This window comes from Aequorivita sp. KMM 9714, from assembly GCF_011065475.1.
GTDB lineage: Bacteria > Bacteroidota > Bacteroidia > Flavobacteriales > Flavobacteriaceae > Aequorivita > Aequorivita sinensis.
This window is the reverse complement of record NZ_JAAGRO010000004.1, coordinates 24,533-47,984: the sequence shown is the minus strand read 5'-3', so window position 1 is coordinate 47,984 and position 23,452 is coordinate 24,533. Positions and strand designations below refer to the sequence as shown.

General features: G+C 32.8%; 21 protein-coding genes. 7 read left to right on the top strand and 14 right to left on the bottom strand.

The window, feature by feature from the left end; genetic code table 11:
- Positions 1–3 precede the first annotated feature (3 nt).
- From G3A46_RS10480 to G3A46_RS10465, 4 genes are read left to right on the top strand one after another with little or no spacing between them, the layout of a single operon-like run.
- The gene (locus tag G3A46_RS10480; RefSeq protein WP_165149590.1) at positions 4–1,008 is read left to right on the top strand and encodes a glycosyltransferase family 2 protein; all 1,005 of its coding nucleotides are present in this window, start codon (positions 4–6) and stop codon (positions 1,006–1,008) included.
- A complete protein-coding gene (locus tag G3A46_RS10475) occupies positions 1,001–2,056 on the top strand; it encodes a polysaccharide pyruvyl transferase family protein (protein WP_165149588.1) in 1,056 nt (351 codons plus the stop codon). Before G3A46_RS10480 ends, G3A46_RS10475 begins: the two co-directional genes overlap by 8 nt.
- Positions 2,057–2,058: 2 nt before the next feature.
- Positions 2,059–3,261: a glycosyltransferase gene (locus G3A46_RS10470; protein WP_165149586.1), complete on the top strand. Its 1,203-nt coding sequence runs from the start codon at positions 2,059–2,061 to the stop codon at positions 3,259–3,261.
- 12 nt (positions 3,262–3,273) lie between these two features.
- Positions 3,274–4,302 carry an acyltransferase gene (locus tag G3A46_RS10465; RefSeq protein ID WP_165149584.1) on the top strand — a complete coding sequence of 343 codons (1,029 nt, stop codon included), beginning with the start codon at positions 3,274–3,276 and terminating at the stop codon, positions 4,300–4,302.
- A 254-nt stretch (positions 4,303–4,556) separates the two neighbouring features.
- On the opposite strand, the gene G3A46_RS10460 is transcribed toward G3A46_RS10465, so the two are convergent.
- Positions 4,557–4,985 (bottom strand): peptidylprolyl isomerase, encoded by a 429-nt coding sequence (locus tag G3A46_RS10460; protein WP_139856295.1) that lies wholly within the window; start codon positions 4,983–4,985, stop codon positions 4,557–4,559.
- A 766-nt stretch (positions 4,986–5,751) separates the two neighbouring features.
- On the opposite strand from G3A46_RS10460, the gene G3A46_RS10455 reads away from it, so the two are divergent.
- The 3 genes from G3A46_RS10455 (at position 5,752) to nagB (ending at position 8,851) form a co-directional block, all read left to right on the top strand.
- Positions 5,752–6,249 (top strand): DUF4494 domain-containing protein, encoded by a 498-nt coding sequence (locus tag G3A46_RS10455; protein ID WP_165149582.1) that lies wholly within the window; start codon positions 5,752–5,754, stop codon positions 6,247–6,249.
- 451 nt (positions 6,250–6,700) lie between these two features.
- Entirely contained in the window at positions 6,701–7,909 is a 1,209-nt protein-coding gene (locus G3A46_RS10450; RefSeq protein WP_165149580.1) for a Xaa-Pro peptidase family protein, read from the top strand.
- A 159-nt stretch (positions 7,910–8,068) separates the two neighbouring features.
- Entirely contained in the window at positions 8,069–8,851 is a 783-nt protein-coding gene (gene nagB / locus G3A46_RS10445; protein WP_165149578.1) for a glucosamine-6-phosphate deaminase, read from the top strand.
- Between the two features lie 83 nt (positions 8,852–8,934).
- On the opposite strand, the gene G3A46_RS10440 is transcribed toward nagB, so the two are convergent.
- The 13 genes from G3A46_RS10440 to G3A46_RS10380 all read right to left on the bottom strand — a co-directional run bounded on the left by G3A46_RS10440 (position 8,935) and on the right by G3A46_RS10380 (position 23,448).
- Complete coding sequence (locus tag G3A46_RS10440; RefSeq protein ID WP_165149577.1) at positions 8,935–10,152, bottom strand: serine hydrolase; 1,218 nt, start codon at positions 10,150–10,152, stop codon at positions 8,935–8,937.
- A 392-nt stretch (positions 10,153–10,544) separates the two neighbouring features.
- Positions 10,545–10,937 carry an OsmC family protein gene (locus tag G3A46_RS10435; protein ID WP_165149576.1) on the bottom strand — a complete coding sequence of 131 codons (393 nt, stop codon included), beginning with the start codon at positions 10,935–10,937 and terminating at the stop codon, positions 10,545–10,547.
- Between the two features lie 278 nt (positions 10,938–11,215).
- On the bottom strand, positions 11,216–11,533 hold the full coding sequence (locus G3A46_RS10430; RefSeq protein ID WP_165149575.1) for a GNAT family N-acetyltransferase: 318 nt from the start codon (positions 11,531–11,533) through the stop codon (positions 11,216–11,218).
- Positions 11,534–11,885: 352 nt separating this feature from the next.
- On the bottom strand, positions 11,886–12,527 hold the full coding sequence (locus G3A46_RS10425; RefSeq protein WP_165149574.1) for a DUF6266 family protein: 642 nt from the start codon (positions 12,525–12,527) through the stop codon (positions 11,886–11,888).
- A gap of 88 nt (positions 12,528–12,615) precedes the next feature.
- A complete protein-coding gene (locus G3A46_RS10420) occupies positions 12,616–13,089 on the bottom strand; it encodes a hypothetical protein (protein WP_165149573.1) in 474 nt (157 codons plus the stop codon).
- A 275-nt stretch (positions 13,090–13,364) separates the two neighbouring features.
- Complete coding sequence (locus tag G3A46_RS10415) at positions 13,365–13,652, bottom strand: helix-turn-helix domain-containing protein (RefSeq protein WP_165149572.1); 288 nt, start codon at positions 13,650–13,652, stop codon at positions 13,365–13,367.
- A gap of 671 nt (positions 13,653–14,323) precedes the next feature.
- Positions 14,324–14,527 (bottom strand): hypothetical protein, encoded by a 204-nt coding sequence (locus G3A46_RS10410; protein WP_165149571.1) that lies wholly within the window; start codon positions 14,525–14,527, stop codon positions 14,324–14,326.
- A complete protein-coding gene (locus G3A46_RS10405) occupies positions 14,524–15,399 on the bottom strand; it encodes a serine dehydrogenasease (RefSeq protein WP_165149570.1) in 876 nt (291 codons plus the stop codon). The genes G3A46_RS10410 and G3A46_RS10405 overlap by 4 nt, the downstream gene beginning before the upstream one ends.
- A 37-nt stretch (positions 15,400–15,436) precedes the next feature.
- Positions 15,437–17,023 carry a DUF87 domain-containing protein gene (locus tag G3A46_RS10400; RefSeq protein ID WP_165149569.1) on the bottom strand — a complete coding sequence of 529 codons (1,587 nt, stop codon included), beginning with the start codon at positions 17,021–17,023 and terminating at the stop codon, positions 15,437–15,439.
- A gap of 2 nt (positions 17,024–17,025) precedes the next feature.
- Positions 17,026–19,026, bottom strand: a complete 2,001-nt coding sequence (locus G3A46_RS10395; protein ID WP_165149567.1) for an AAA family ATPase — start codon at positions 19,024–19,026, stop codon at positions 17,026–17,028.
- A gap of 2 nt (positions 19,027–19,028) precedes the next feature.
- On the bottom strand, positions 19,029–19,247 hold the full coding sequence (locus G3A46_RS10390; protein WP_165149565.1) for a DNA modification system-associated small protein: 219 nt from the start codon (positions 19,245–19,247) through the stop codon (positions 19,029–19,031).
- 15 nt (positions 19,248–19,262) lie between these two features.
- Entirely contained in the window at positions 19,263–21,614 is a 2,352-nt protein-coding gene (locus tag G3A46_RS10385; protein ID WP_165149563.1) for a DEAD/DEAH box helicase family protein, read from the bottom strand.
- Between the two features lie 10 nt (positions 21,615–21,624).
- Positions 21,625–23,448, bottom strand: coding sequence for a site-specific DNA-methyltransferase (locus tag G3A46_RS10380; protein WP_165149561.1), 1,824 nt, complete (start codon positions 23,446–23,448; stop codon positions 21,625–21,627).
- Between the last annotated feature and the right edge of the window lie 4 nt (positions 23,449–23,452).

Genomic DNA, 23,452 nt, shown 5'->3' with positions numbered 1-23,452 from the left:
TAAATGGTGAGTAATACATCAATTTCTATAATAGCTCCAGTTTATAATGCTGAAAAGTATTTATCTACCATGATTGAGTCAGTGCTTATGCAATCTTATACTAATTGGGAGTTGATTTTAATAAATGATGGCTCTAAGGATGCATCAGACTCAATTATCAATAATTATCGACAAAAGGATAACCGGATTCGTTGTTTTAATCAAATTAATTCTGGGCCCTCTATAGCTAGGAATAAGGGTATTACAGAAGCTAATGGCTCATACCTCACATTTATAGATTCGGATGATTGGGTTAGCCCTGATTATCTTGATAAATTAGTTCAACCAATGCTAACCTATGACACTGATTTAGTTTGTGCAGGTTATTACGAAGTTAATTCAAAATTTCCACAAGGTTTAAAATTACATGATTTTAGTGAAGACCAGTTCAATCAAAATATTGATAGAAAAACTTATCAATCAAATCTATTCACCGGAGTAAGTGGGGTACTCTGGGGAAAACTATTTAAAAAGAGTATTTTTCAAAACAATAACATCGAACTCCATCCTAAATTAAGGCTCTCAGAAGATTTGCTAGCTGTTTTAGAATATTCTCGCTTTATCGATAAAGTTTTTATTATTCCTGACTCTATTTATTATTACAATCGTTTAGATGATGGCGGACTAAGTGGAAAGTTGAATATTGAAAAATACGCTAATCTTGAAACTTTATTTCAAGAAATAGATAAGTATAGTGAAGATCTAAATTTTTTGGATTTGGAAGCTATTAAAAGTAAAAGGAAGTATTCTTTTATGGTTCAACTTTTAAAAGATAACTCCTATTCAAAAAAAGAATTTTATAAAATTGCAGAATTTTTAGTAGAAAAAAATTCTTCTTTTGATCCAAAATTTTTACAGCAAAATAAGGTCAATAACCTAATTCTGAAGAATATTTTTAATGGTAATTATCTTATCTCTTTTACAATAGTAAACGTTTATAAATTTTTAAATCGGATTAAAAATGGCTAAAAAAACAATTTTAGTAGATATATATTTAGCACATAACTTAGGGGATGATCTTTTTTTAGACCATTTATCGCATTCTTTTCCTGATCTGGATTTTGTGCCTTTCCACCCAGGAAAAAACTATACTTTATTTTTCGAAAATTATAAAAATATTAAACAATTTCCTTATACGATTATAGATAAAATTGCTGCGCGCTTGGGTAAAAATAAGTTGATAGATTACCATCACTTAAGCAAAAAGTACGACGGCTTGTTGTTTTTGGGTGGCGGTATCTTTAGAGAAGAACCTTACTGGAAAGAAGTGTATGAGTATCGTTATCAAATAACAAAAGCTTTTAAATCTCAAAATAAAAAAGTGTTTTTTAGTGGATGTAATTTTGGTCCTTATAAGAGTTCGGAATTTATTGATGCGCATAAGAGTCTTTTTCAAAAAATTGATAAGATTGTTTTTAGAGATCTAAAATCATATAAATTATTCTCTCAATTAGATAGGATATATTATGCACCTGATTTGCTTTGGTCGTATGACTTGCCCGAAGTCTCTAAGAATAAAAAGATTATTGGGATTTCCGTTATAGACCCTAGACATAAGGAACAGTATAAAAACACTTATCATAATTACATAAGTGAGCATAAAAAAATGTGTATGAAGTATATTGAAGAAGGTTATAAGGTGAGATTGTTTAGCTTTTGTAAACCTGAAGGTGATTTAAAAGTGGCGGAACAAATTGCAGAAGTGGCTCCTCAAATTGAAATTTATAACTATACATCTGACATATCATCTTATATAAGAAACATAGGAGAATGTAGTGCTTTTGTGGCGGCTCGTTTTCATGCGGTTATCTTGGCCTTTAAGTTCCAAATTCCGGTTATTCCTGTCATTTATGGGGATAAAACAGAAAATTTATTAAGAGATTTACAGTTTAAAGCACCATTCTTATTTCTAGACACAATTGCGAGTTGGAGAGATGTAAATTTCCTCGAACTGAGTGAGAAACAAATTATGATTTTACAAGAGGAAAGTAAAAAACATTTCGATCTGAATTTATAGTTATGGGACAAAAGATAAAACTCCTATTCGTTATAGAGTCATTAACTTTGGCCGGAAGTGAAAAAAGCTTAATTGCTTTACTAACTAATTTAGACTCTGAATTATATGAAATTGATTTGCAGTTATTTCGTTACGGGGGGGAGTTAGAGGGCTTTTTACCTAATTATGTGAATGTTTTACCCGTTTTACCTTATAATGATTTTGTAAGCAGGCCTTTTATTCAAAATTTCAAGTCCTTAAATTTCAAGTTTATAAAAGCGAAACTCACGTACTCATTAGGTTTACGAAAGAGAACACGAAATCACTCTGAAATAGCAAAACTCTATTGGGAGTCAGTTCAAAATACGTTTAGTATTCAAAGCAAAAAGTATGATGTCGCTATAGCTTTCGCGCAAGGTGTTCCTACCTTCTATGTCATGGATAAAGTTAAAGCAACAAAGAAAGTAACATGGGTAAATGCAAATATGCAATTCACTAAAAATAATATTGAGTTTCAAAGATTATATTATTCTAAATACGACTACATTGTTGCAATATCTGAAGGTACTAAAGATCATATGATCAATTATTTTCCAGATTTAAAATCAAACTTTATTGTTATTTCTAATATTATTGATAGTAAATCTATTTTTCAAATGGCGCGTTTATATAAGCCGGAATTTTATCATAACAAATTTAATATTTTAACCGTTGGTCGTTTAGATGAGGGAATGAAAGGAATGGATATCACTATTGAAACATGCAAAGTTTTAAAAGAACATGGTGTTAATTTTCATTGGTATATCATTGGCGAAGGAGCTTTTAAAAGTGAAATGGAATCATTTATAAAGAACAATGAACTTCAAAATGATGTTTCATTATTAGGCTCTACCGATAACCCTTATCCTTTTTTTAAAGTAGCAGATTTATATGTTCAAACTTCCCGTCACGAAGGGTATGGGCGTACAATAGCAGAAGCTAGGATGTTAAACCTTCCCATAGTAACTACCAATTTTGACACTGTAGGCTTACAAATAAAGCATAAAAAAAATGGTATTATAACAGCAATGAATCCAGAATCCGTGGCGGATGGTATTATTGACATAATGAATGACAAAAAATTATATAATACCATTCAGGATAATCTGAAAAAAGAACCTAAGGAAAATACAGAAACAATTAAGCGTTTCGATGCAATGATTAATAACTTGATTTCAAATAATTAATACGTTTCTTTAATGCAAATTAGCATCCAAAAATCCAATCAGCTAAAATCCATTGCAATATTGATGATGCTGTTTTTGCATTTATTTAATACTGATTACAAAGGACTGTTTCACCCCCTAATTTTTATAGGCAGTCAACCTTTAAGTTATTACATTTCTTTATTCTCCGATGCTTGTGTGCCTATATTCGCCTTTGTATCTGGTTATGGACTGTATTATAGTTATTTAAATAATAAGAACCTATATTTTGAAAAAAATATAGAAAGGACAAAAAAGCTTTATTTTAGGTATTGGATAATACTTTTGCTATTTGCGGTTTTATTGGGGTGGATTATGGGTACAGATGGCTATCCAGGGAGTTTGCAAAAATTCGCCTTAAACTTTACAGGGTTAAAAGGTAGTTATAATGGGGCTTGGTGGTTTTTTACCATTTATATATTATTTGTCTTTACTTCAAAGTTTTGGTTTAAATTGTTGGATAAAGTAAATCCTTATTTTTATTTGGGCTTACTACTTATTATATACATCGTCGCATTTTATTTTAGAATATATAATAGTAATATTTTCCAAAATCCTATACTTCACTGGGCGCATACTCAATCAGCCTTATACTTTTGTACGCTTTTCCAATTTATGTTAGGGAGTTTTGCCCTGAAATATCAATGGCATAAGAAAGTTTTAGAAGTTTTCAATAAATTTAAATGGCCTACCTTAGTTGCTATTTTAGGGATAATTGTTTTGATAGTATTTCACGGGTTGATTCCAAATTTTATAGTAGCACCCTTTACAGCTTTGGGATTTATTTTTCTGTTTCTACAAATCAAGTTTGGAAAGTCTGTAGATAAAAGTCTGGATTTCTTTACTCCACACGCTACTAATTTGTGGTTGATACATATGTTCTTTTATATAACATATTTTAAAGATATAATTTACGCACCACAATATCCTCTAATAATTTTCACATGGTTGGTTTTATGGTGTTTAGTAGCTTCGGTTGTTGTTAATTTTATTTACAATAGAACTTATTCACTAATAAAATAAATCGCTTTTTTAAATAGCCAGTAAAAGTTATAATTCAGTAACATTGTTTTAATTTACAACACCGCATCTATTTTTTATTTCCTTCAGTCTAACTTCTACTCTCTACTCTCTAGTCTCTAGAATCTTGTTTCTAGATTCCTGTTTCCCTTTAATCTTGACTCTTGACTGTGATTCCCCTTAGTAGTGGTTCCGTTTACACCAAAAAAAAGACCACCATAATGGCAGTCTTTTTTAAACTATAAATATCTAAATGATTACTTAATCTCAAGTAATTCTAGTTCGAAAGTTAAATCTTGTCCTGCAAGTGGATGGTTGGCATCAACGATAATAAAATCGTCTTTTACATCGGCAACGCGAAGTTGACGCTCAGATCCATCAGGGTTTTTAGATACTAACCCCATACCAACTTCTGGCTTTATTTCTTGCGGTAGATTTTCATTAGGTATTTTTTGGAAAAGCTCTTTTTGAACATCCCCGTAAGCTTCCTCTTTTGGGATGGTGATGGTTTTCTTCTCATTCACTTTCATATCCACCAACCCCTTTTCAAAACCAGGGATTAAACGGCCTTCCCCAAGCTTAACCTCTAAAGGCTCACGCTGTAGCGAACTATCAAACACTTGTCCGTTGTTTAATTTTCCTGTGTAATGAAGTTTTACGGTTTCATTTCCTTGTACTTGACTCATAAATTTGTTTTTACAATTATTTCAATAAGTGAACAAAACTATAGGTTTGAAATGCCAATTCCACAGAAAATAGCTTATAATTCAAAGTTTTAGGTAAATTTTAGGAAAAAAAATAAAGAACAGAGAGAAGAGAGAAAAGAACAGAACAGAGACAAGAGAACAGAGACAAAAGACAAGAGAGCCAAGAGTCTAGAATCAAGAAGCTAGAACCAAGAACCAAGAGGCAAGACATAATGAGCAAGAGTATAGAACAGAGAGTATAGAACAGAGAAAAGAGAACAGAGAAAAGAAAAAAGAGAAAAGAGAAAGGAGAGCAAATATCTAGGAGCCAAGAGTCAAGAGCCAAGACGCAAGACAAAACGATTAAGAGTATAGAACAGAGAGTAGAGACTTTAGGAAGGATAGTTTGTAGAGAGTAGTTTGTAATTGTTTTAGGAAAAAGAATCAAGAAGCAGGAAACATGTCACAGAACTTTTTCTTTAAGAAATTGTTACAATTTATTAAAAATTCATAATTGTCAATAGTTTCCTACATTTATCACCTTTCACCTAGCAACCCGCAATTCTGCACTCTGCACTCTGAACTCTGAACTCAAAACTCTTAACTTTACACCATAACTTTATAGTTCTTTTTCCTATAATTTTTGATGTTGTTAATTCCTAATTCATAATTCTGAATTCCGAAATGACAATTGTGAATATCTATTCTATTTTTTTTAAGTCGGTGGAGTTATAAATGATATTTTTGGGGTTTTAAAAAAAATATTATGAGCGTAACTTGGTATGAATGTAAGGTGAAATACAAAAAAACACACGAAACAGGAGAGCAAAAAGTAACAACTGATACATATCTGCTTGATGCAGTTTCTTATACGGAAGCAGAAGCTAGAATTACCGAAGAGATGAAAACGTTTACTGAGGAAGATTTTAGGATTATGAATATTAAAGTAGCCAATTTCTCAGAAGTTCATCCTTTTGAAAATTCAGACCGCTGGTTTAAGTCTAAGGTTTCTTTAGTAGCACTTGATGAAGAAAGTGGGAAAGAGAAAAAGACAAATATCTACTTGCTAGTTCAGGCAAACGATGTAAAGGAAGCTTTTGATAACACTACAAAAGCTATGGAGCAAACCATGGGAGATTATAACATTCCTTCTATCACAGAGTCTCCAATTGTAGATGTTTTTCCGTATTTTACAGGAGAAGAAGAACAGTTAGAAAAGTTTAAAGTACTCGATTCTCCAGAATTGGTTGAACAAGAAGACTAGGGTTGGAGGTTAGAAGAAAGAAAAGAGAACAGAGAACAGAGAACAGAGAAAAGAGAGTCTTTGGTCTAACAAGAAGCTGTAATAGAAGTCTAGAATCTAGAGATAAGAGCCAAGAGCCAAGAATCAGGAGGTTGAGAGTAGAGAGCAGAGAAAAAAGAAAAGAGAACAGAACAGAAAAAGAGAGACTTGGATAACGATAAATTGAAATATGAGCCTAGCGTCTAGCATCCAGAGACAAGAGCCAAGAATCAAGAGATTGAGGTTGAGAACAGAGAACAGAGAACAGAGAAAAGAGAAAAGAGAAACAGGAGAGCCTTTGTCTAACAAGTATCTGAAATAGGAGTCTAGCGTCTAGCATCTAGCATCTAGCATATAGAGTCAAGAGGTCTTAGCTGTAATGGTAGCATATTAAAAAAAGGAGTTGTCGTCTTTATTTAAAACTAAATGAATTATGAATAGTAATAGAAAATACGGGATTGGTGGGAGTACTGCTGAAGTAGAATTATCGAAATTAACCGAACCTACAGTAAAACCGTCTCCAATTAGTAAAGAGGAGTATCAAAATAGAATTGATAAAGCTTGTGCAGCTTTAAAAAATAACGGATTAGACGCATTATACATCAATACGGGTACTAACTTATATTACTTTACAAATACCAAATGGAATCCTTCCGAACGCTTAGTAGGGGCAGTTCTTTTTGCTGATGGGAGTTTAAAATATGTGGTTCCTGAGTTTGAAATAGGCACCTTTAACGATTACAAAGGAATCGATGGCGAAATAATTGCTTGGGCTGAACACGAGTGTCCTATACAAAAAATTGCTGATAATGTTGAACAGGGGCTAAGCCTTGCTTTAGACGATGTTACTCCATTTACCTTAGTTTCTCGTTTTCAAAATAACGAGGTGTTTCAAATAAGCAGCGCCGAAACCCTGATTCGAGATATTAGAATGCTTAAGAGTGATGCGGAAATTGCACAACTTCAATATGCAATGGACTTGACAATGCAAGTGCATAAGGCAACAGCCAAAATATTAAGACCAGGGATTACAACTGCTGAAGTGGAAGACTTCATTAATAAAGCACATAAAATACTTGGAATTGCAAGTGGATCGTACTTTTGTATTGTTCTATTTGGAAAGGATTCTAGTTTTCCTCACGGGGTGAAATTGCCAAAGCCACTAGAAGAAAATGATATAGTGTTAGTAGATACTGGAGCGCAATTCAATGGATATCTTTCCGATATTACTAGAACTTATATTTTCGGGGAAGCAACTGCAAAACAGAAAGAAATCTGGACAAATGAAAAAGACGCGCAACTAGCTGCCTTTAACGCTGCTCAACTAGGGAAGCCTTGTGGATATATTGATGATCAAGTACGCGTACAGCTTGTAAAAGATGGTTTAGGCCCAGATTACGATCTTCCCGGTCTGCCACATAGAACAGGACACGGAATCGGACTAGATATTCACGAACATCCGTTTATTCTTAGAGGAAACGACATTGAATTACAAGCGGGAATGACCTTTAGTATAGAACCTATGATTGTTGTACCCAACGAATTTGGTGTCCGTCTAGAAGATCATATTTACATAACCAATGAAGGACCAAAATGGTTTACAGAGCCGGCACATAGTATTGATAATCCGTTTGGAGTTTAGCGAATTAGCAAAGAACTTTTAAATAGTTGGTTTCAAATTTTTAGTTTAGCATTCTTTTAAGTATTAGATTAAGGGCTTATCCTTTAAAATTGTTATTTTTGCACACTTTTTTAAATTGAACTTGAATAAATATAATCAGTTAAATCTGATTGAATTGTGATGACTAATAGCCCTAATAAACAACCTGATTTTGATAAGTTGACACTCTGTGATAATGCTGTGCTTGCTTCTAAATACACTGCAAAGAAAATAGCAGAACTTATTCTTCAAAAACAAAAGGAAGGTAAACGTGCAATTTTAGGCCTTGCTACGGGTAATACGCCTAAAATGGTTTATGAGGAATTGATTCGTTTACATAAGTATGAAGGTTTGAGTTTTAGCAATGTTGTAAGTTTTAACCTAGATGAATACTATCCAATAAGTGTAGATGACGAGCAGAGCTATACGTATTTTATGAATAACAACTTGTTTAATCATGTTGACATTAAAAAAGAAAATATTCATATTCCACACACAGACTGCTCTTCAAACCAGATAAGTCAATACTGCTTAGATTACGAAAATAAAATCAAGAGTTTTGGTGGCTTAGATTTACAATTATTGGGTATTGGCAGAAATGGACACATTGGTTTTAATGAGCCAGGTTCTAAGTTTGATTCTATTACGAGGTTAATTGATTTACATCCGCTAACAAGGGAAGATGCCATCGAGAATTTTGGAGATTTAGATAATGTTCCTCATCAGGCTATTACTATGGGCATCAATACCATTGTTCAAGCAAAAAAAATATTATTATTAGCCTTAGGGGAAAGAAAATCTGAAATTATTAAGAAAGCACTTAACGGTACTATCGCTACTGATGTTCCGTCATCTATACTTCAATCGCTACCACAAGTGGAATACATACTCGACCGAGAAGCAGCAGCATTGATACAGAAATAGTTTGCTTTATTAACGATTTAAGGCTTACGACTTTTAATTTTCCATAAATGAAAAGCCGTAAGCCTAATTCTTTATTAAAAGAATTATTCCAAAGCTTTAATAACCGCATTTACAAATTCTTTACGTCCTTTAGTTAGTTCTTTCGAGCTAGCTCTAGGCCAAGCTGCAATTTGTGCGATTACGAGGTCTTTACTAGGGTCGATATAAATCATCTGTCCAAATATGCCTACAGCAGCATAGCTTCCGCTATTTGAACGCCACCACAAATATCCGTATCCGTCGCCTTGCTCGTTTGTTTTATATAAAACAGAAGTAGCGTCTTTTACCCACTCTTCAGCTAAAATATTATTGTCGTTTAATTTGCTTTCACTCAGCATAAGTGTTCCTATGCGTGCAAAATCTCTAAGGCTAGCAGAAAGACCGCTTCCGCCAATGTTTTCATTGCTGCATTCGTCAGCAAGCCAGTACGCACAATTCTCCATTCCCCAAGGCTTCCAGATTTTTTCAGAAAGGTATTCAGCCAAACTCTTTCCGGTAGCTTTTTGAACCAGTATCCCAACTAAATCGGTTTCACCAGTACTGTAATTCCAAGTAGTGCCAGGCTTATTTGAAAATTTTAATTGCTTCATATAAGTTAATATATGCGACTCGTTACCTTCACAAGGTTGTAAGTACATTTGAGCCACATCTGAATTATGATTTTCATAGTCTTCGTTCCAAGCAATACCTGAAGTCATTGTTAGTAATTGACGTACACTTACTTCTCCATAATCGTATCCTTCAAGCTCAGTGATATATTTTTTTAAAGGATCGTCTAAACTTTCAATATCACCTTCTTTTAATGCAATTCCAACTAACATAGAAGACACAGATTTTGCAACAGAAAACGAGGTCCATAAGGTTTCTTTATCAATTCCGTTTGAATACTCTTCGAGTTTAATTTTATTGTTTTGAATTACAATTACTCCCTGAACGTGATTGTCGCTCATATATGAAGTTAAAGTTGTTTTATCATCCCACTTCGGCTTAAGGTTTTCGGTTTTTTCTAATGCAGAAGTATGAGTAGCTGCTGGAACAAGTATGCTTGGAAAAAGTTCCTGCATAATAGGAAAACGTCTTTCTTTTTCTTCTTGCGACCAAAAGAGCAAACTCTCAAGTTTTTGCCCCATAGTTGAACCTGAAATATTTGCTATTTCGTCACTGCGGTCTATTGATTCTAGTGTTTCACAATTTTGGGCAGTTGTAGCTAACGTTACCAACGTTAACAACATAGAAAATAGGAAGTGTTTGCAATTGATCATTTTATAGTGATGTTTAGTTTTGTAAAAATCCATGTTAGTGGAAAAATATAAAAAGCGTAATTGTTGTTGTAAGTAGCATAATCCTTACCAACCTAACTTATTAACTTAAAATGTCATTTTAAGTGCGTTTCAGTAGGTCTAGATTAAAATTGAAATATAGAAACATACACACTTTCAGAACATATTTATAGCTAAATAAATTTGCTGATTAAGCTCAGAAATTAGCTGCAAATATACCATAAAAAAAACCGCTCCTTAAGAGTGGTTTTTACAGATAAAAGTTCAGTTTTAACTTCGAAAATCGAGCTTAGAAAGGTGTCTCTTGATTTTTTTGGTTATTGAAACTTCAATGATAAGCCGTTATTAAAATACTTCTTTTTGATTTTTAGTTCTTACACTAACTTCGATTTAACAAGAACTTCTCCTTTAATTATTTTTTCGATAGGGCATTTTGTGCCAATATCGTGTAATTGAGTGCGTTGTTCCGCATCCAAATCTCCAACTAGTTCAATTTCCTTTCTGAATGTGATTGCTTGAGTATTAAGGTTTCGCCTTAAACTTACGCTTACTTTGGCTTCCTTTAAATCCCAACCTTTCTTATCTGCAAACATTCGGATAGTCATTGCTGTACATGTAGCTAATGAAGATTCTAGTAGTTCAGAAGGAGTAAAGCCTAAGTTTTCCCCGCCTAATTCTACGGGTTCATCTGCAATAAGCATATGGTTTTTTGCTTGAACTTCAGTCTTATATTTCTGCTCTCTTATAATTGCTTTTACATTTTTCATATGCACGTTTGTTTTTAATACTGTTTAAAATCCTGTAAAACTAAAAACTCTATTCATATGAGTTTTATGAAAAAGAAATGTTCAGCAAAAATAAAAAATGGCAGTTTCATTTTAATTGAAAGTATTGTTTTAGTTGCTGTTTTTTTCTCTTTAAATAATTACAACAGATTTTATAAACGAACTCTTTAGGGTAGAAGGTGAGTTAAGAAAGCTAAAAATGATGTTAGCTTTCCAATTAACACCTCAAATAGAGTTTTCTTCAAGTCGATTAAGCTTATTTAAAGCTTGTCATATCCGTTAAACTTAGGGCTTACGATACGTTTCCATTCTGGATGTTTCTTTATGTATGCGAATACATAAGGACAAAAAGGAAGTAGTAAAATATCATTTTCATCAAGGTATTGTAGTGTTTTTTCTACTACTGCGCTGGCTGCTCCTTTCCCTGCCAATTCAGGATCTGTTTCGGTGTGAACTAATGCAATTTGATTTCCAAATTCACCATAATTAATAAAAGCAAAATGGTTGTCTATTTCTATTTCGAAGCGTTTTTTTTCTTCGTTTTTTACTAATGGGATATCGATATATTCTGTTTTCATAGATTTAAATTTTATAAAATTTGATTAATCACTTAATATAGAAGGTTCATAATACCTGAACTTTCACATTAAAAACTTTAAAACTCTTTTTAATTTCTATAAAATTAGGAAAACTAATCTTACGATTAGTGATTTATCAATTTAATCTCTCTGTAGTAAAAGTATGGTTATTTCCCGATACAATAAGTAACTATCCGCGTAGGTATTGAGGTCTGTGAGTTTGGGCAACAAATAGGATACAAATCAGCAAGCAAAAGAATAGTCACAAGGTAAACAAGAATGGGACAAATTTAATGAAAAAACATAAAAAAACCGCTCAATATGAGCGGTTTTCAGAGAAAAGCACCAACATTTAATTAGCTGTTCCAGAGCCTAAATAAACGCTATTCGATACAACACTACCATCAGCAGAAATAAATGCCATAAAAAGTTCAACAGTATCACCTGCATATGTATTTGGAATTGTAATGATTTGAGATCCTACAGTTCTATCAGCTCCTTCTAGGTTATAAATTGATTCCTTTTTACTTGGATTGTAAACTAAAATCATGGCCTTATCGGTTACATTTGCATTACCTTCAGCTGAATTATCATCCCAAGTAAACTCTACTTGTCCGGGTGTTGCTAAATCGAATACTGGGTTTAGTACTCCTGACAAAGTTCCTCTACTTAATAAAGCTAATGAATAGTCTACAGTAAAGTTTGGAGCGGTTCCTGTAATTGCGTTATTCAATACATATGACATCGCTGCGTTAAATTCCGTTTTCTTTACTGCATAAGATTTATATCCTTTTTTAATAAATCCTAAATTCGGCTGTAAATACTCCAATGTTACTGTAAACTTGTTTCTTTGGTTCACCTGCCCTTCTGTTCGTGGGTTTGCCACATGAGAAGGCTTAATTCTTAAATAGTCGATTCCTTTCCATGAGGCACCAACTACGTTTCCTACTTTTCCTGATACACCGCCCAGGATTCCTTTTGAAATTACTCCCATTATAATAAATATTTAAAATTACAAACTATTCGAAGTTGGTACGGACTTGGTATAGACCTGAACCAACACAATTAATATATGGCAAATACTATGCTAATGGATTGATTTCGTTTTTGTTGCTTCCTATTACGTGATTTTGCTTTTTAGAAAATAGGTTTTGAATATATGTCACCTTTAAATCTGCTATTTTGGAAATGATTTTTTTAAGTTCAGCTTCTTTTTTACAAATTGCTGACACTATATTAATATGCTTTTGCAGCTGCATTTCATCATTAAACAATGAATTGTAGCTGTTTTTTAAGGTGTTTCTACAATCATCTATTGATATGAACGGAATAACACTTCCTTTTAAATAGTAAGCGTAGAATCCACCTATTTGCAACATCAACGACAGGTGAAAAAGATTATTTCTATCTATTTCAGTCTTTGTGATTACTACAAAACAGTTAGGACAAGGATCTGGTAGTGGTTTTCCACTATTTAGACCTTTGTTTAAGATGAAAAAATGAGGGTTTGAGTAGGTTCTTCCGACTTGGTGTGTTTTTAGTTCAAAAGATGACATAGCTATCCAATTTAAAATTATCAACTATGTTTCTATTTGATATTTAGGTCTTGATGAATTCGTTCCTCATTTGCTTCGCTACGCTTCGCATATTATTTTTTTTGAAAAGAAAAAAAGATAGCTATAGTTGTTGTGGCGTGGGTAAAGCTGTCAAGGTTTTTGGAAAAAATACTACCTGGAAGGTGGAGATTTTTTTCAAAACCCATAGGGCTTGACCTTGATAGACTTGTGCGGCTGGAAGTGGTAGCCACATATATTTGCTACCTTTTTTTATTTTATTTCGATTGATTCTTTTTTAAAATATCGATAATTTCTTGCTTATTGTAGTAACGTCTATTACCTATACTATAGCTTATCAGTTTACCTTTATTTGTCCAATTCCAAATAGTTGATAGATCAACCTTAAAATAATCTGCAGCTTCTTGCCTTGTTAAATAAACGTTGTTTTCTTTAGTGTTTAAATCATCTAAATAACCTTGTATTTTATCCAATAATTTATCAGCTACTTTATCTGCTAATTCGTCAATTGTTACTTCCTGGATTTGAATTGTTTTTGTAATCATGATTTTATTTTTATTTCAAATATACTATAACACTTTTGGGGTATTAACACTTAAAAAAATAGGTTGTATTTCTACATTGAGGGGTGGATGAAGCGGTTGTATGGGTAGCGTTTTAAATTGTTGCTTGGTAAAGCTGCTTTTAAACAAGCTACTCATACTGGGCATTTAGCCGATAGCTCTTTTCTTTTTTGAGGCACGAGAAAAAGGAATGTGCTATGGCGTAGTACTAAAGTTTCTAAACCTATTTTTTTATATCCTTTGAAAAGGGTGGTTGGGGAAAAGTGGAAATTATAATCGTAAGGGATTGGTAGTACTACAGTTTGAGGTTATTCGGTTGTTTGTTGGGTGTTCGGATGTGCGCGTGGGCTGAGGGGATATTTTACATAATGACAGTTATAGCGCTTCTAGTTGCTATAACTACGCATTATGTAAACATAGCTTGGGGTTGTTTTTATGGCGGCATAGTTGTTTGAGCGTTGGCAATAGCTCTTGGCTTTTTTATTGTACCAATTTCCTAAAATAGATTGTTTAGATAAAACAAGCCATGTGCTATTATAGCGGTGGGTACAACTATTGTGACATAAAAACAACTATGTGGTGGGGTGCGGAACAACACAAAAGACAGAGGGGTTTTGCTTTTTCGCAAAATTCTGGGTTTTGTGTTGTGGGGATTATCTGTTAAAATTGATTTTAGAACTAAATACTTTATCCCTTGAAAGTAAGTTATTACCTCTTGGTTTAGCCACACCAGAATTTATCAAAGAATCATATATTCTTAAAGCTTCTATGTATTTTTTGACATTAGATATTTCAGAAGAAGTCACTTTGTTTTCTTTAAGAACCTTATCTAATTTGTCAGAAATTAAGGTACTCATATAAATAATTTTGTTTGAACAAAAATAGACATTTTATTCGATTTCACATAATCAGAAAGTAAATCATAGTATTGACGAATTAAAATACGTAAAGGTTCATTATCACTATAATCTTCAATTTTTAAACGCAATTTATCTTCTAATGTTTCAATATTTATAGGTCTACCGTGAGATTTCCACTCATTATTATTGCTTAATATATCGGCAATTTCTTCTGCTCTTGCTTCTTTTTGCTCAGTAGTTACAGGGGCCCCAAGTAAGACAGGGTTAGTTTGGTGTGTAGCCCAATTTTTAAATTTATATTTTACTAGCCATTTTTTCAACAATGAGATAGTTAATTCTTTAGCTTGCTCATACCCTTTTAGTTCTGCTAAGTCAAAATCTTTTAGTATAATAAATTCAGCTTGTGTAAGGTTTTCATTTTGGGCTTTTTCTATTAATTCATTCACTTTATCTAAATAACCTAATGCAGCAACCCAATTACCTTCCTTGTTTTGAACCTGAGGATCGATAGGCCCCAATACGGAAAAGTAATCCATATAAATATTATCACCACTCATACAAAAAATAGTACCCGCACTAAATGCATAATCTGGAATAATAAAATTAACTTCTTTATAGTGGTGCCTGATAATGTTAACATACCTCTCAACCGCAATTGCACTACCTCCTCCTGTGGTTAACACAACAAATAATTTTTCTTTTTTATCAGGAGAATTAGCTAAAGACTCTATAATTTTCAAAATTATACTTTCGTTACCGTCAACAATTTGACCGTAATAGGTAAATATATCTGCGTCTAATAAATTTGATAAATCTTCTAATTTGTCTCCCAATATTTTTTTTATTGAGTCATCAACAGGTGGTTTCATATTTTAATATGGTTTTTATTATAAAATTATAACAGGTTTACATAAACCTATTTACCTTAATTTTTTTGAATTTCTTCCCCATTCCAAGAGCAATAGCAGTTGCATCTTTGATTATTAATTCCCCAAGAGCTAATCCAGAAATGGCTTCTTTAATTTCCTGAAAATCATTACCTGAAACACCAAAAAGGTCTTTTATTACTCCATCTGTTATGGATTGCTGCTTCATGATTAAAGGATATTGTGCATTAGCATAGAAGTCAAAATACTTAGACTTATAACTATCCATGTTTTGCGTTGCTAGTATAATGCTTAATCCCTTATTACGGCCAACAGCTATTAAATCTCTTAAAGGTTTATTATCAAAATCTAGCATATAATGTGCTTCATCAATAATTGTGAAATGACGAATTTGAACACACTCTTCTGAAACTTCTTGTTTTGGTAATTTTTCGTAAATGGTATTTAATTTAGATATAATAAAATAGACAATTGCCTTAGCTAAAGGACCATCTTTAGGATATCCATCCATTTTTACAATAAAACTACTATTGATAAGGTCTATGTTATCTTCATTAGAAAATAAATTATTTCGTATTAGTTGCTTTAAAACAGACTTTATACTATCATCCTTAGTTCTGTCCTTTTCATTCTGAAGATTATTATACTCATCTAAAATAATTTGAAAAGAAAGTGGTTTATTTTTTGTTTTCTTATATCCTGCAATTACAGCCTCGGCTAATCTATTACTCATATTAGCACTCATTCTAGCATTGTCAATTGCACAAATAGCATTTGCTAATTCAGTGGCATATAAATTGATTTCATTTTGGGTTTTACCTTCAAAATTTTTAAAGGGTGAGAAAGGCAATGGTTCTCTTATTGGGTCTAGTATTGCATCGTCACTAATTTCAAAATGATTAAACCAAGAGCGGTTTGCTGGATCAGAAAATTCGCCTTTATAATCAAAAAATAAGAAGTTGACAGGATATGCTGTTTCTACAGTTAGAGAGCGCATTTCACGCATTAAAACTGCTAATAAATTGGATTTACCTGAGCCTGTGGAACCTGCAATTAAAATTTGTGTATTTGGGATCTGCCTTCCGTTTAAATTTAGAGTAGCATTAATATCACCTTCATACATTCCTATATTTAGGTCTAAAAATGGAATAGCACCAAATGTTGCATTCCCTGATTTTGCAGTTATATTTAACCAGTTCTCTAAATTATCATCTTCCATCAAATACTTTAAACCTTGTAGCATTTCATAATTAATTATTCTACTACGGTTTGCTGCTACAGACCAATCAATTTCTATGTGGTTATAGCGGTATTTAATTAAACTCGACCACATTAACTGTAAATTAAATTTGGTGAACGTGGTTTCATGAATTCTTAAACTATCCATTGAAAGGGATTCAATATCTGACCAGGATCTTTTGTGATTTTGACTGAGACCAGCTGCCAAAGCTAAACGCTGTAACAAGTTGTTATTTAAACTTATGTGTTTAGTATCCTTTCGATATTCTAACAAGTTTAGTTTCTGTTCAATTTTATGCTTTAAAGGTAATAAGCTATCTATTAAACCTTCACTTTGTCTAATGTTATGTAATGCTACTTCTTCCATATTTAATTATTTATGGTGTTACCAAAATAACCTTCAACAACATCTGTTTTTTGGGCTTCTTTATCTCTTAATAGTGTATAAGACTTAGAAATAAATGGTTCAATTTTTTGATAATCTGAAATTGGACGCACTTCACTATCTGAGCTTAATAAGATTGTTTGATGTGATAATTCCGGGAAATAATTTTCTAGTAAGGTGCTTCTACTAGTTTCATCTAAAACTCCCATAACAGTATCAATCATAACTGGTGGGTCATAATCGCCAAACTCGTGTAGGGCTTTAAGGAGTACTTGCACAACTACTTGTGTTGATGCGGTATTTAATTGGCTTAAATAGATTTCGTTTCCTGCTTTGTGATAAATACTAAAATTTAAATCTTTTAAGTCTTCAGATAATTCTACCCTATCTATAACATCTTGATAAGCTGCAAGATTCACGTTTAAATCTCTTTTCATCTTATCTTCAATCTTATCCTTTTTGTTTTTAAGCAATGTGTTTGCTATCTCATCAAATAAAGGTTGTAATTTTTTTAGTGTTTCAAATTTAGGGTCTGGTTCCTCTGTAGTTGGTATATCAAATTGTTGAAGTCTCTTTGTGATTTTTTTTATGTCTTTAAGCTTTTCTTCAATTTGGTTTTTTAAATTCTTAATTGCTGCCTCATTCTCTTCGTAGGCTTTAATTAAAGAGTAATCTTTCCCTGTGATTTGAGCCTTTAAATCTTCAATTTGCTTTTTTATTTTATGCGCATTTGCAATTTCCTTATCCAAGGTCTGTTTACGATGCATAATAGAACCGTATGGATTTTGGTAATTACCGTTGGCTAGCTTTTTTAAGGCTTCAATTTCAGAACTTTTAAAGTAATCATATTCTAAATCTTGCGCATTGTCGTCTAAATCTTTTAAAACTTTCTCTGCTAACTGACTAATGGAAATATTAGAAAAGTCATGTCCTTTTTTAGATAATACGTTAACCGCCTTTGCTAATACATTTTCTACCGCTTCTTTATTAAGATGTGATAGTGCATCTGTATTGGAGCTTTCTCTTTCATTTAACACCAAAGCAATGTCATTTTTCAATGTTTCAGCTAGTTTAGGCAAGCTTATATGCATTTCAAAATTCTTAATGAACTCATTTACGTCTGCTTTGTATTGCTTTTCTTCTTTGTCGAGGTTGTTTAATTCTTCCTCTAATTGAATTACCTTATTATTGAGGGTAGATTCCACATTCATACCCTCTTTTAATTTATCATACAACTCTTTGTTGGATACTGAAAAATCTAAGGTTTCTTTATGTTCTTCTTTTAACTCTTGTAAGGTTGTTTCTTCTTTACGTTTTAGATTTACTAATTCTAAATACTCCTTTTTTTCATTTTCCAAATCAAGCATTTGAGCGGTATAATCTTCAGATAAGCCTTCTGCTGCTTTGGCTAGAGTAAGGTAACGGTTAAACCCCATTACATTCTCGATATTTTCACGAATTACACTATTTAGCCTATCTTCTTTTAAAAGATTACCAGCTTCCATAGCATCAAATAAAAAGTAACGACTAAGTTCTTCAGGAAGATTACCTTTAATTATTTTATTAACCTGAGCTTCTTGCTCTGCGCGTTGTGCAGCAGGGGTTGCCGTACCGTATTGAAAAATAGAACCATTCATATTTAACTTTACACTTTCTACAGGCATTTTAGCTGTATTAAGCATATAGGTACGCGTGAGTACATAGGCTTGCTCTTGATTAAGCACCCTTCCTGAGAAAAATAATTCTAATTCTATTTTCTCTTCCATTTTACCTAATGCACCGGCGTTTAATAGCTCGATAAAATCCTTTTCGCTATTAATAGACAAACCATATAGAGCACCGTAAATTGCATCAAAAAAAGTAGTTTTTCCACCACCATTAGCACCACCTATTAAAACAATAGGCTTATCTGGGTCTGTTTCTAAGTTTAAGTCTAGTTCTAGATAGGTCTTAAAATTTTTAGCTCTGATCCTTTTTATTAGCATTGTTATTTAATTTTTTGAAGGGCTTTTTCCATCATCTTTTTTAATGCCTTTTCGTCTAAGTCTTCGTTTTTAATTTTCTTTTCGTGATAAGATTTAAGCAGATATTCTTTAAGCCAATCTGGATCAATCTCGTGTTTTTCGCAAATTTGCTCTATGGTAGCCATATCATCTTTACGAATACCATAATGTATAAATAATGAATCTAGTCCTTTGTTACTCATATTCTTTATTTTGTATTAGCAGGTTTCAGGTTTCAAAAACTCCCAGCCTGTTAAATCATTAGTATCCTCAATTCTGTTTATGCAATATCTCCAATGATTAGAACCATTAGAGTCCTCAATTAAGACTCCTCCTATCAAAAGCTCTTCCTCATTAGTAGAATTAACCTCATCCATATAATCTAAAAGTGCATTGTGCTTTTTAGGTGCATCTAAATCTGAACGTTTTGTTTTGGTATCAAACAGTCCTATTTTACCCGACTTAAATTTTATTACAAAGTCTACGTAAAACAAACTATGTCTTTCGAGTTTTTCGTCTGCTTGCTTCACATATGGTACTGCAAAATGTTCTTTACCTGAATCCCCATTCTTATACCACCACTCAATATGATCACTATTACTTTCTAAAAACTCTTTGAATCTTTTTTCTGGACTAGACACATTTGTGTATTCATAAAAAGGCACCATTGCATGACTTTCTATATGTTCCTTGTTAAAATTTTCGCTGTAATAACGGTATTCTGGCACTTGCCAAGAACTATATTCTACTCTTCGATTTTCATTTCCTTTCGCTTTCTGCCATTGCTCAAATTTCTCTAGGGCTGTAACAATTAACTCTTCTAATATTCTCCTGTTTTGAGGAAATAAGTATATTTTTTTGGCATCATGCTCAAAAATCCCCAAATAGTACTCAGCAAAAAATAATAATACATCCCTTAATTTTTTCCAACTTTTAGAACGATTTAAACGTGTTATGTTATCATAACAAAAATGTTCGAACATAATATTGAATTGATTCATGGTTATAGCAAACTGTTTAGTTTGATTCGCATTTAACACAATACTATTTACAATATAAGGGTCGGCTTCTACGTTTACAGGAATTGGAATTTGATGATGGTCTACTTCAAACTCCCAACCGTTTTGCTTCATAGCCAAAAGGTTCGCTTCTTTCACTTTTTTAATTTTCTCACCCTCTTCAGGAGTGAATAAATCAACATCCGGTAGCATTGTTAAGCCGTAACGATGCTCCATTACACCAAAAAAATGTGTTTGGAAAGTAGATGTCAATACACCTTTAGCTGCACGATCATTAATTATTTGGGCAGAGTTTATATTGTTAAAAACCCAACCTCTATCATTTTGACGCTTTGCTAGTTGAAAGTTAATGAAATCAACATCTGAAGGCTCGAAATTTATTTTAGTTGATTCAATATTTGTAAAAACATAACCGTAATTAAGGTCATCTAATTCATAATGTCTACGATGTGGCATTCTCAATATCCTCCCAACTGTTTGAATACCAAAAGAAGGACTGTTTACAGTTCTGTAACTTACTAACACAGCTGCTCTAGGACAATCCCAACCTTGCGCTACGGCTTGTTTAAAAATCAGCACATCTTGAAAACCATTAATATCTTCAATATTATCTTTATCCTTTTCGCCTGACAACCATATAGCCAATCTGCCATTCTGAGTAGAAACATTATACTCAACATTTAAAAGCCCTACTAAGGTATCCCTTATGGATTTATCCTCTGAGCTAAGCGAAACATTATCTGATGGCAGTTGTATAAGCAACAATGGATTTACACAGTTTTCACCTAATTCCTTATTATATAAGGCTTTTAACTCTTCCTTTTTCTGGAAAGCCTTTCTTAATAAGTGCATATGCACATTTTCACCATTTTGTTCTTCTGGATCTAAATCTATATTTAACCGAATCCCTTTCTTAATAAGCTCTTGTTCCACCACTTTATGTCTTGGAACAAAAACAGACAACTGAGGTCTTTGGATATTATGAGCAGTTGCTGTAACCAAAATTTCGACATCTGCCTCTATTAAATTACGCACCGCTATGGCTTGTTTACCACCAAATGCACTTAGGTGTGCTTCGTCTATAACTAAAATAATAGTTGTATCATTTGCTTGAGTATTCTCTATTAAAGTTTCGAGATTGGTGTTAGATTCATTATCCTTGCGCCAAATATTTTTTGCAGAGTGAACACTACTCCAATTAAGAAATAATAAATCATTAGGGTCTAACGTTGGGTTCGTGCCTAAACTATCTAAATCAATACAATTTAGCTTTTTAGTATCTTCGTATAAACTTTGAAGTGCGTGATAACTCTGGATATGTAGTGTGTTAGGAGCCAACCATATAAAAGCAACGTCATTGTTAAAACCAGGCTTTACTCTAAGTTCCTCGGTTAAACGCTCCAAATAAGAAGCCATCATTACCGTTTTACCAGAACCTGTAGGAGATTCTAACAATATTGGGGTTTGCTTTGTAGGCTGTTGTAGTGCAGTATAAGTATGCTCTAACAAACTTTTCACTGCTGTTTCTTGAAAATCTCTTAATATATACATCTTTATTATATTATGCCTCAGCCGTTCTTTTATTGTCAAATTGCTTTTTATCTAGTTTTAGTGTCTTTATAGTTGCTAAATAAGCATTATAAATAGCTTCTGGTAATGGTACAACCTCAACTTTATCCTCTACCTCATAAAACTCTTCAGCTAACACTTCTTTTTCTGGGCTAAATGCATATAAACGCACTTTTTCTGTAGTGTCTTTCAAATTGTCTAACCATATAACTAGCTGTTCTTGAATCTCTAATTGATGTCTAGAATGATATATAGTAACCAAGTACTTACCCTTGCCATTAGTAAATATCTGTGCTTGTTGTGGAGTAATATTTAGCTCATGTTGTACTTCATTATAACAACCTTCTTTTATACATAGTAGTTCAGTAGCTAATTTTGTTAATTGCCTTTTATTATTTAAAGAAGGTTCTCCATCAACAAAAGAGGTTTGGTAATAGCGGAGGTTGTTGTTAATTAGGCCTTTAATATTTTCACCCTTAGTATTGGTATAACCTTGTATAATACGTTTGTTACGCTCATATGTAACTTCTTCCGCAATATTATTTTCGTTATTAGTAACTAGAATACAGTGTCTATTTTTGTTATCAGATGCGTTAAGTTCAATAACAGAGTGTAAAGTGGTACCTGAACCTGCAAAAAAATCAAGTACTATCGAGTCTTCTCCTGCAAACCAACTACAAAAATCTTTTATCATTTCAACAGGTTTTGGATTCGTGAAAACTTCTGTTTTCCCAAATATGGCATTCAACTTTGCAGTCTGTTCACTTACCATACCGTATTCAGGTAATATACTTGGTGGTGTAATTGAACCTCTTTCTTTACGACACTTTACTTTGCCGGTAGATGTAAAATAAAACTCCAACACTTTCTGCCCTTTTGTATCTACTGTATCATTTCCCGAAAACCAGGACTTCATTTGATTTTTCTGTGTCCACCCTGCAGAAATAGTTACTTCTTCCGCAGTACAGCCATTTTTACATATTAATTTCCCAGAAGTAATCGTTAATTTTTCTGACCCTCCATAGGTCCCCTCTATTTCAGTACCTTCTTTAGCTTCAAACCTAACACCTTTGGGAAAAGTAAATTCTGAGGCTGGATTTTTCACAGAAATCTTCTTTAAAGCACCTGCTTCAATAATGCCTGAAGCACCTTTAATATTTTTAACTTTATTCTTGTTTTTAGCATAAACTAAAATATATTCATGATATCTTTTAAAAACTCCTTGTTGCTGAGAATGCTGTTTGTTCCAAATTAATGTACTTAAATTATTCCAGTTATCAGGATTGCTACTGTTTTCAAAAATCTCATCACATAGTAACTTTAATTGAGCATGGCTATAATCATCAATAGAAATAAAGATAACTCCGTTTTCCGAAAGTAATTTCTTTGCAATCAACAATCTTTTCTCCATAAATGACAACCAAGTACTATGCCTGAAAGCATCTTCTTTATCTACATATCGGTCGTTATAAATAAAATCTTTATTCCCTGTATTATAAGGCGGATCTATATAAATCAGGTCAATTTTATTTTCGTGTGTAAAAGTAAGTGCGGTTAGCGCATGTAAATTGTCGCCTTCGATGAGGATATGGTTTGGATGATTTTCCCCATCGGTATCATTAATAATTGCTCGTTCTTTCACCTCTTGCAATACAGGTAATTTAGTACGTAACTGCTCTTCAACATCTTCTGGCTTGTCTTCCCATACGAGACCGTATTTCTTTTTGGTGTTTACTAAGTTTACCAAATAGGCACGTTCCTCTTGTGAAAGGCCATCTAATGATTTTATTTTATTTAGTATGTCTTTTTTGTTCATACGT

Coding starts and splice junctions, on each gene's coding strand:
- G3A46_RS10480 (WP_165149590.1), top strand. CDS start 4: ATGGTGAGTAATACATCAATTTCTATAATAGCTCCAGTTTATAATGCT.
- G3A46_RS10475 (WP_165149588.1), top strand. CDS start 1,001: ATGGCTAAAAAAACAATTTTAGTAGATATATATTTAGCACATAACTTA.
- G3A46_RS10470 (WP_165149586.1), top strand. CDS start 2,059: ATGGGACAAAAGATAAAACTCCTATTCGTTATAGAGTCATTAACTTTG.
- G3A46_RS10465 (WP_165149584.1), top strand. CDS start 3,274: ATGCAAATTAGCATCCAAAAATCCAATCAGCTAAAATCCATTGCAATA.
- G3A46_RS10460 (WP_139856295.1), bottom strand. CDS start 4,985: ATGAGTCAAGTACAAGGAAATGAAACCGTAAAACTTCATTACACAGGA.
- G3A46_RS10455 (WP_165149582.1), top strand. CDS start 5,752: ATGAGCGTAACTTGGTATGAATGTAAGGTGAAATACAAAAAAACACAC.
- G3A46_RS10450 (WP_165149580.1), top strand. CDS start 6,701: ATGAATAGTAATAGAAAATACGGGATTGGTGGGAGTACTGCTGAAGTA.
- nagB (WP_165149578.1), top strand. CDS start 8,069: ATGACTAATAGCCCTAATAAACAACCTGATTTTGATAAGTTGACACTC.
- G3A46_RS10440 (WP_165149577.1), bottom strand. CDS start 10,152: ATGATCAATTGCAAACACTTCCTATTTTCTATGTTGTTAACGTTGGTA.
- G3A46_RS10435 (WP_165149576.1), bottom strand. CDS start 10,937: ATGAAAAATGTAAAAGCAATTATAAGAGAGCAGAAATATAAGACTGAA.
- G3A46_RS10430 (WP_165149575.1), bottom strand. CDS start 11,533: ATGAAAACAGAATATATCGATATCCCATTAGTAAAAAACGAAGAAAAA.
- G3A46_RS10425 (WP_165149574.1), bottom strand. CDS start 12,527: ATGGGAGTAATTTCAAAAGGAATCCTGGGCGGTGTATCAGGAAAAGTA.
- G3A46_RS10420 (WP_165149573.1), bottom strand. CDS start 13,089: ATGTCATCTTTTGAACTAAAAACACACCAAGTCGGAAGAACCTACTCA.
- G3A46_RS10415 (WP_165149572.1), bottom strand. CDS start 13,652: ATGATTACAAAAACAATTCAAATCCAGGAAGTAACAATTGACGAATTA.
- G3A46_RS10410 (WP_165149571.1), bottom strand. CDS start 14,527: ATGAGTACCTTAATTTCTGACAAATTAGATAAGGTTCTTAAAGAAAAC.
- G3A46_RS10405 (WP_165149570.1), bottom strand. CDS start 15,399: ATGAAACCACCTGTTGATGACTCAATAAAAAAAATATTGGGAGACAAA.
- G3A46_RS10400 (WP_165149569.1), bottom strand. CDS start 17,023: ATGGAAGAAGTAGCATTACATAACATTAGACAAAGTGAAGGTTTAATA.
- G3A46_RS10395 (WP_165149567.1), bottom strand. CDS start 19,026: ATGCTAATAAAAAGGATCAGAGCTAAAAATTTTAAGACCTATCTAGAA.
- G3A46_RS10390 (WP_165149565.1), bottom strand. CDS start 19,247: ATGAGTAACAAAGGACTAGATTCATTATTTATACATTATGGTATTCGT.
- G3A46_RS10385 (WP_165149563.1), bottom strand. CDS start 21,614: ATGTATATATTAAGAGATTTTCAAGAAACAGCAGTGAAAAGTTTGTTA.
- G3A46_RS10380 (WP_165149561.1), bottom strand. CDS start 23,448: ATGAACAAAAAAGACATACTAAATAAAATAAAATCATTAGATGGCCTT.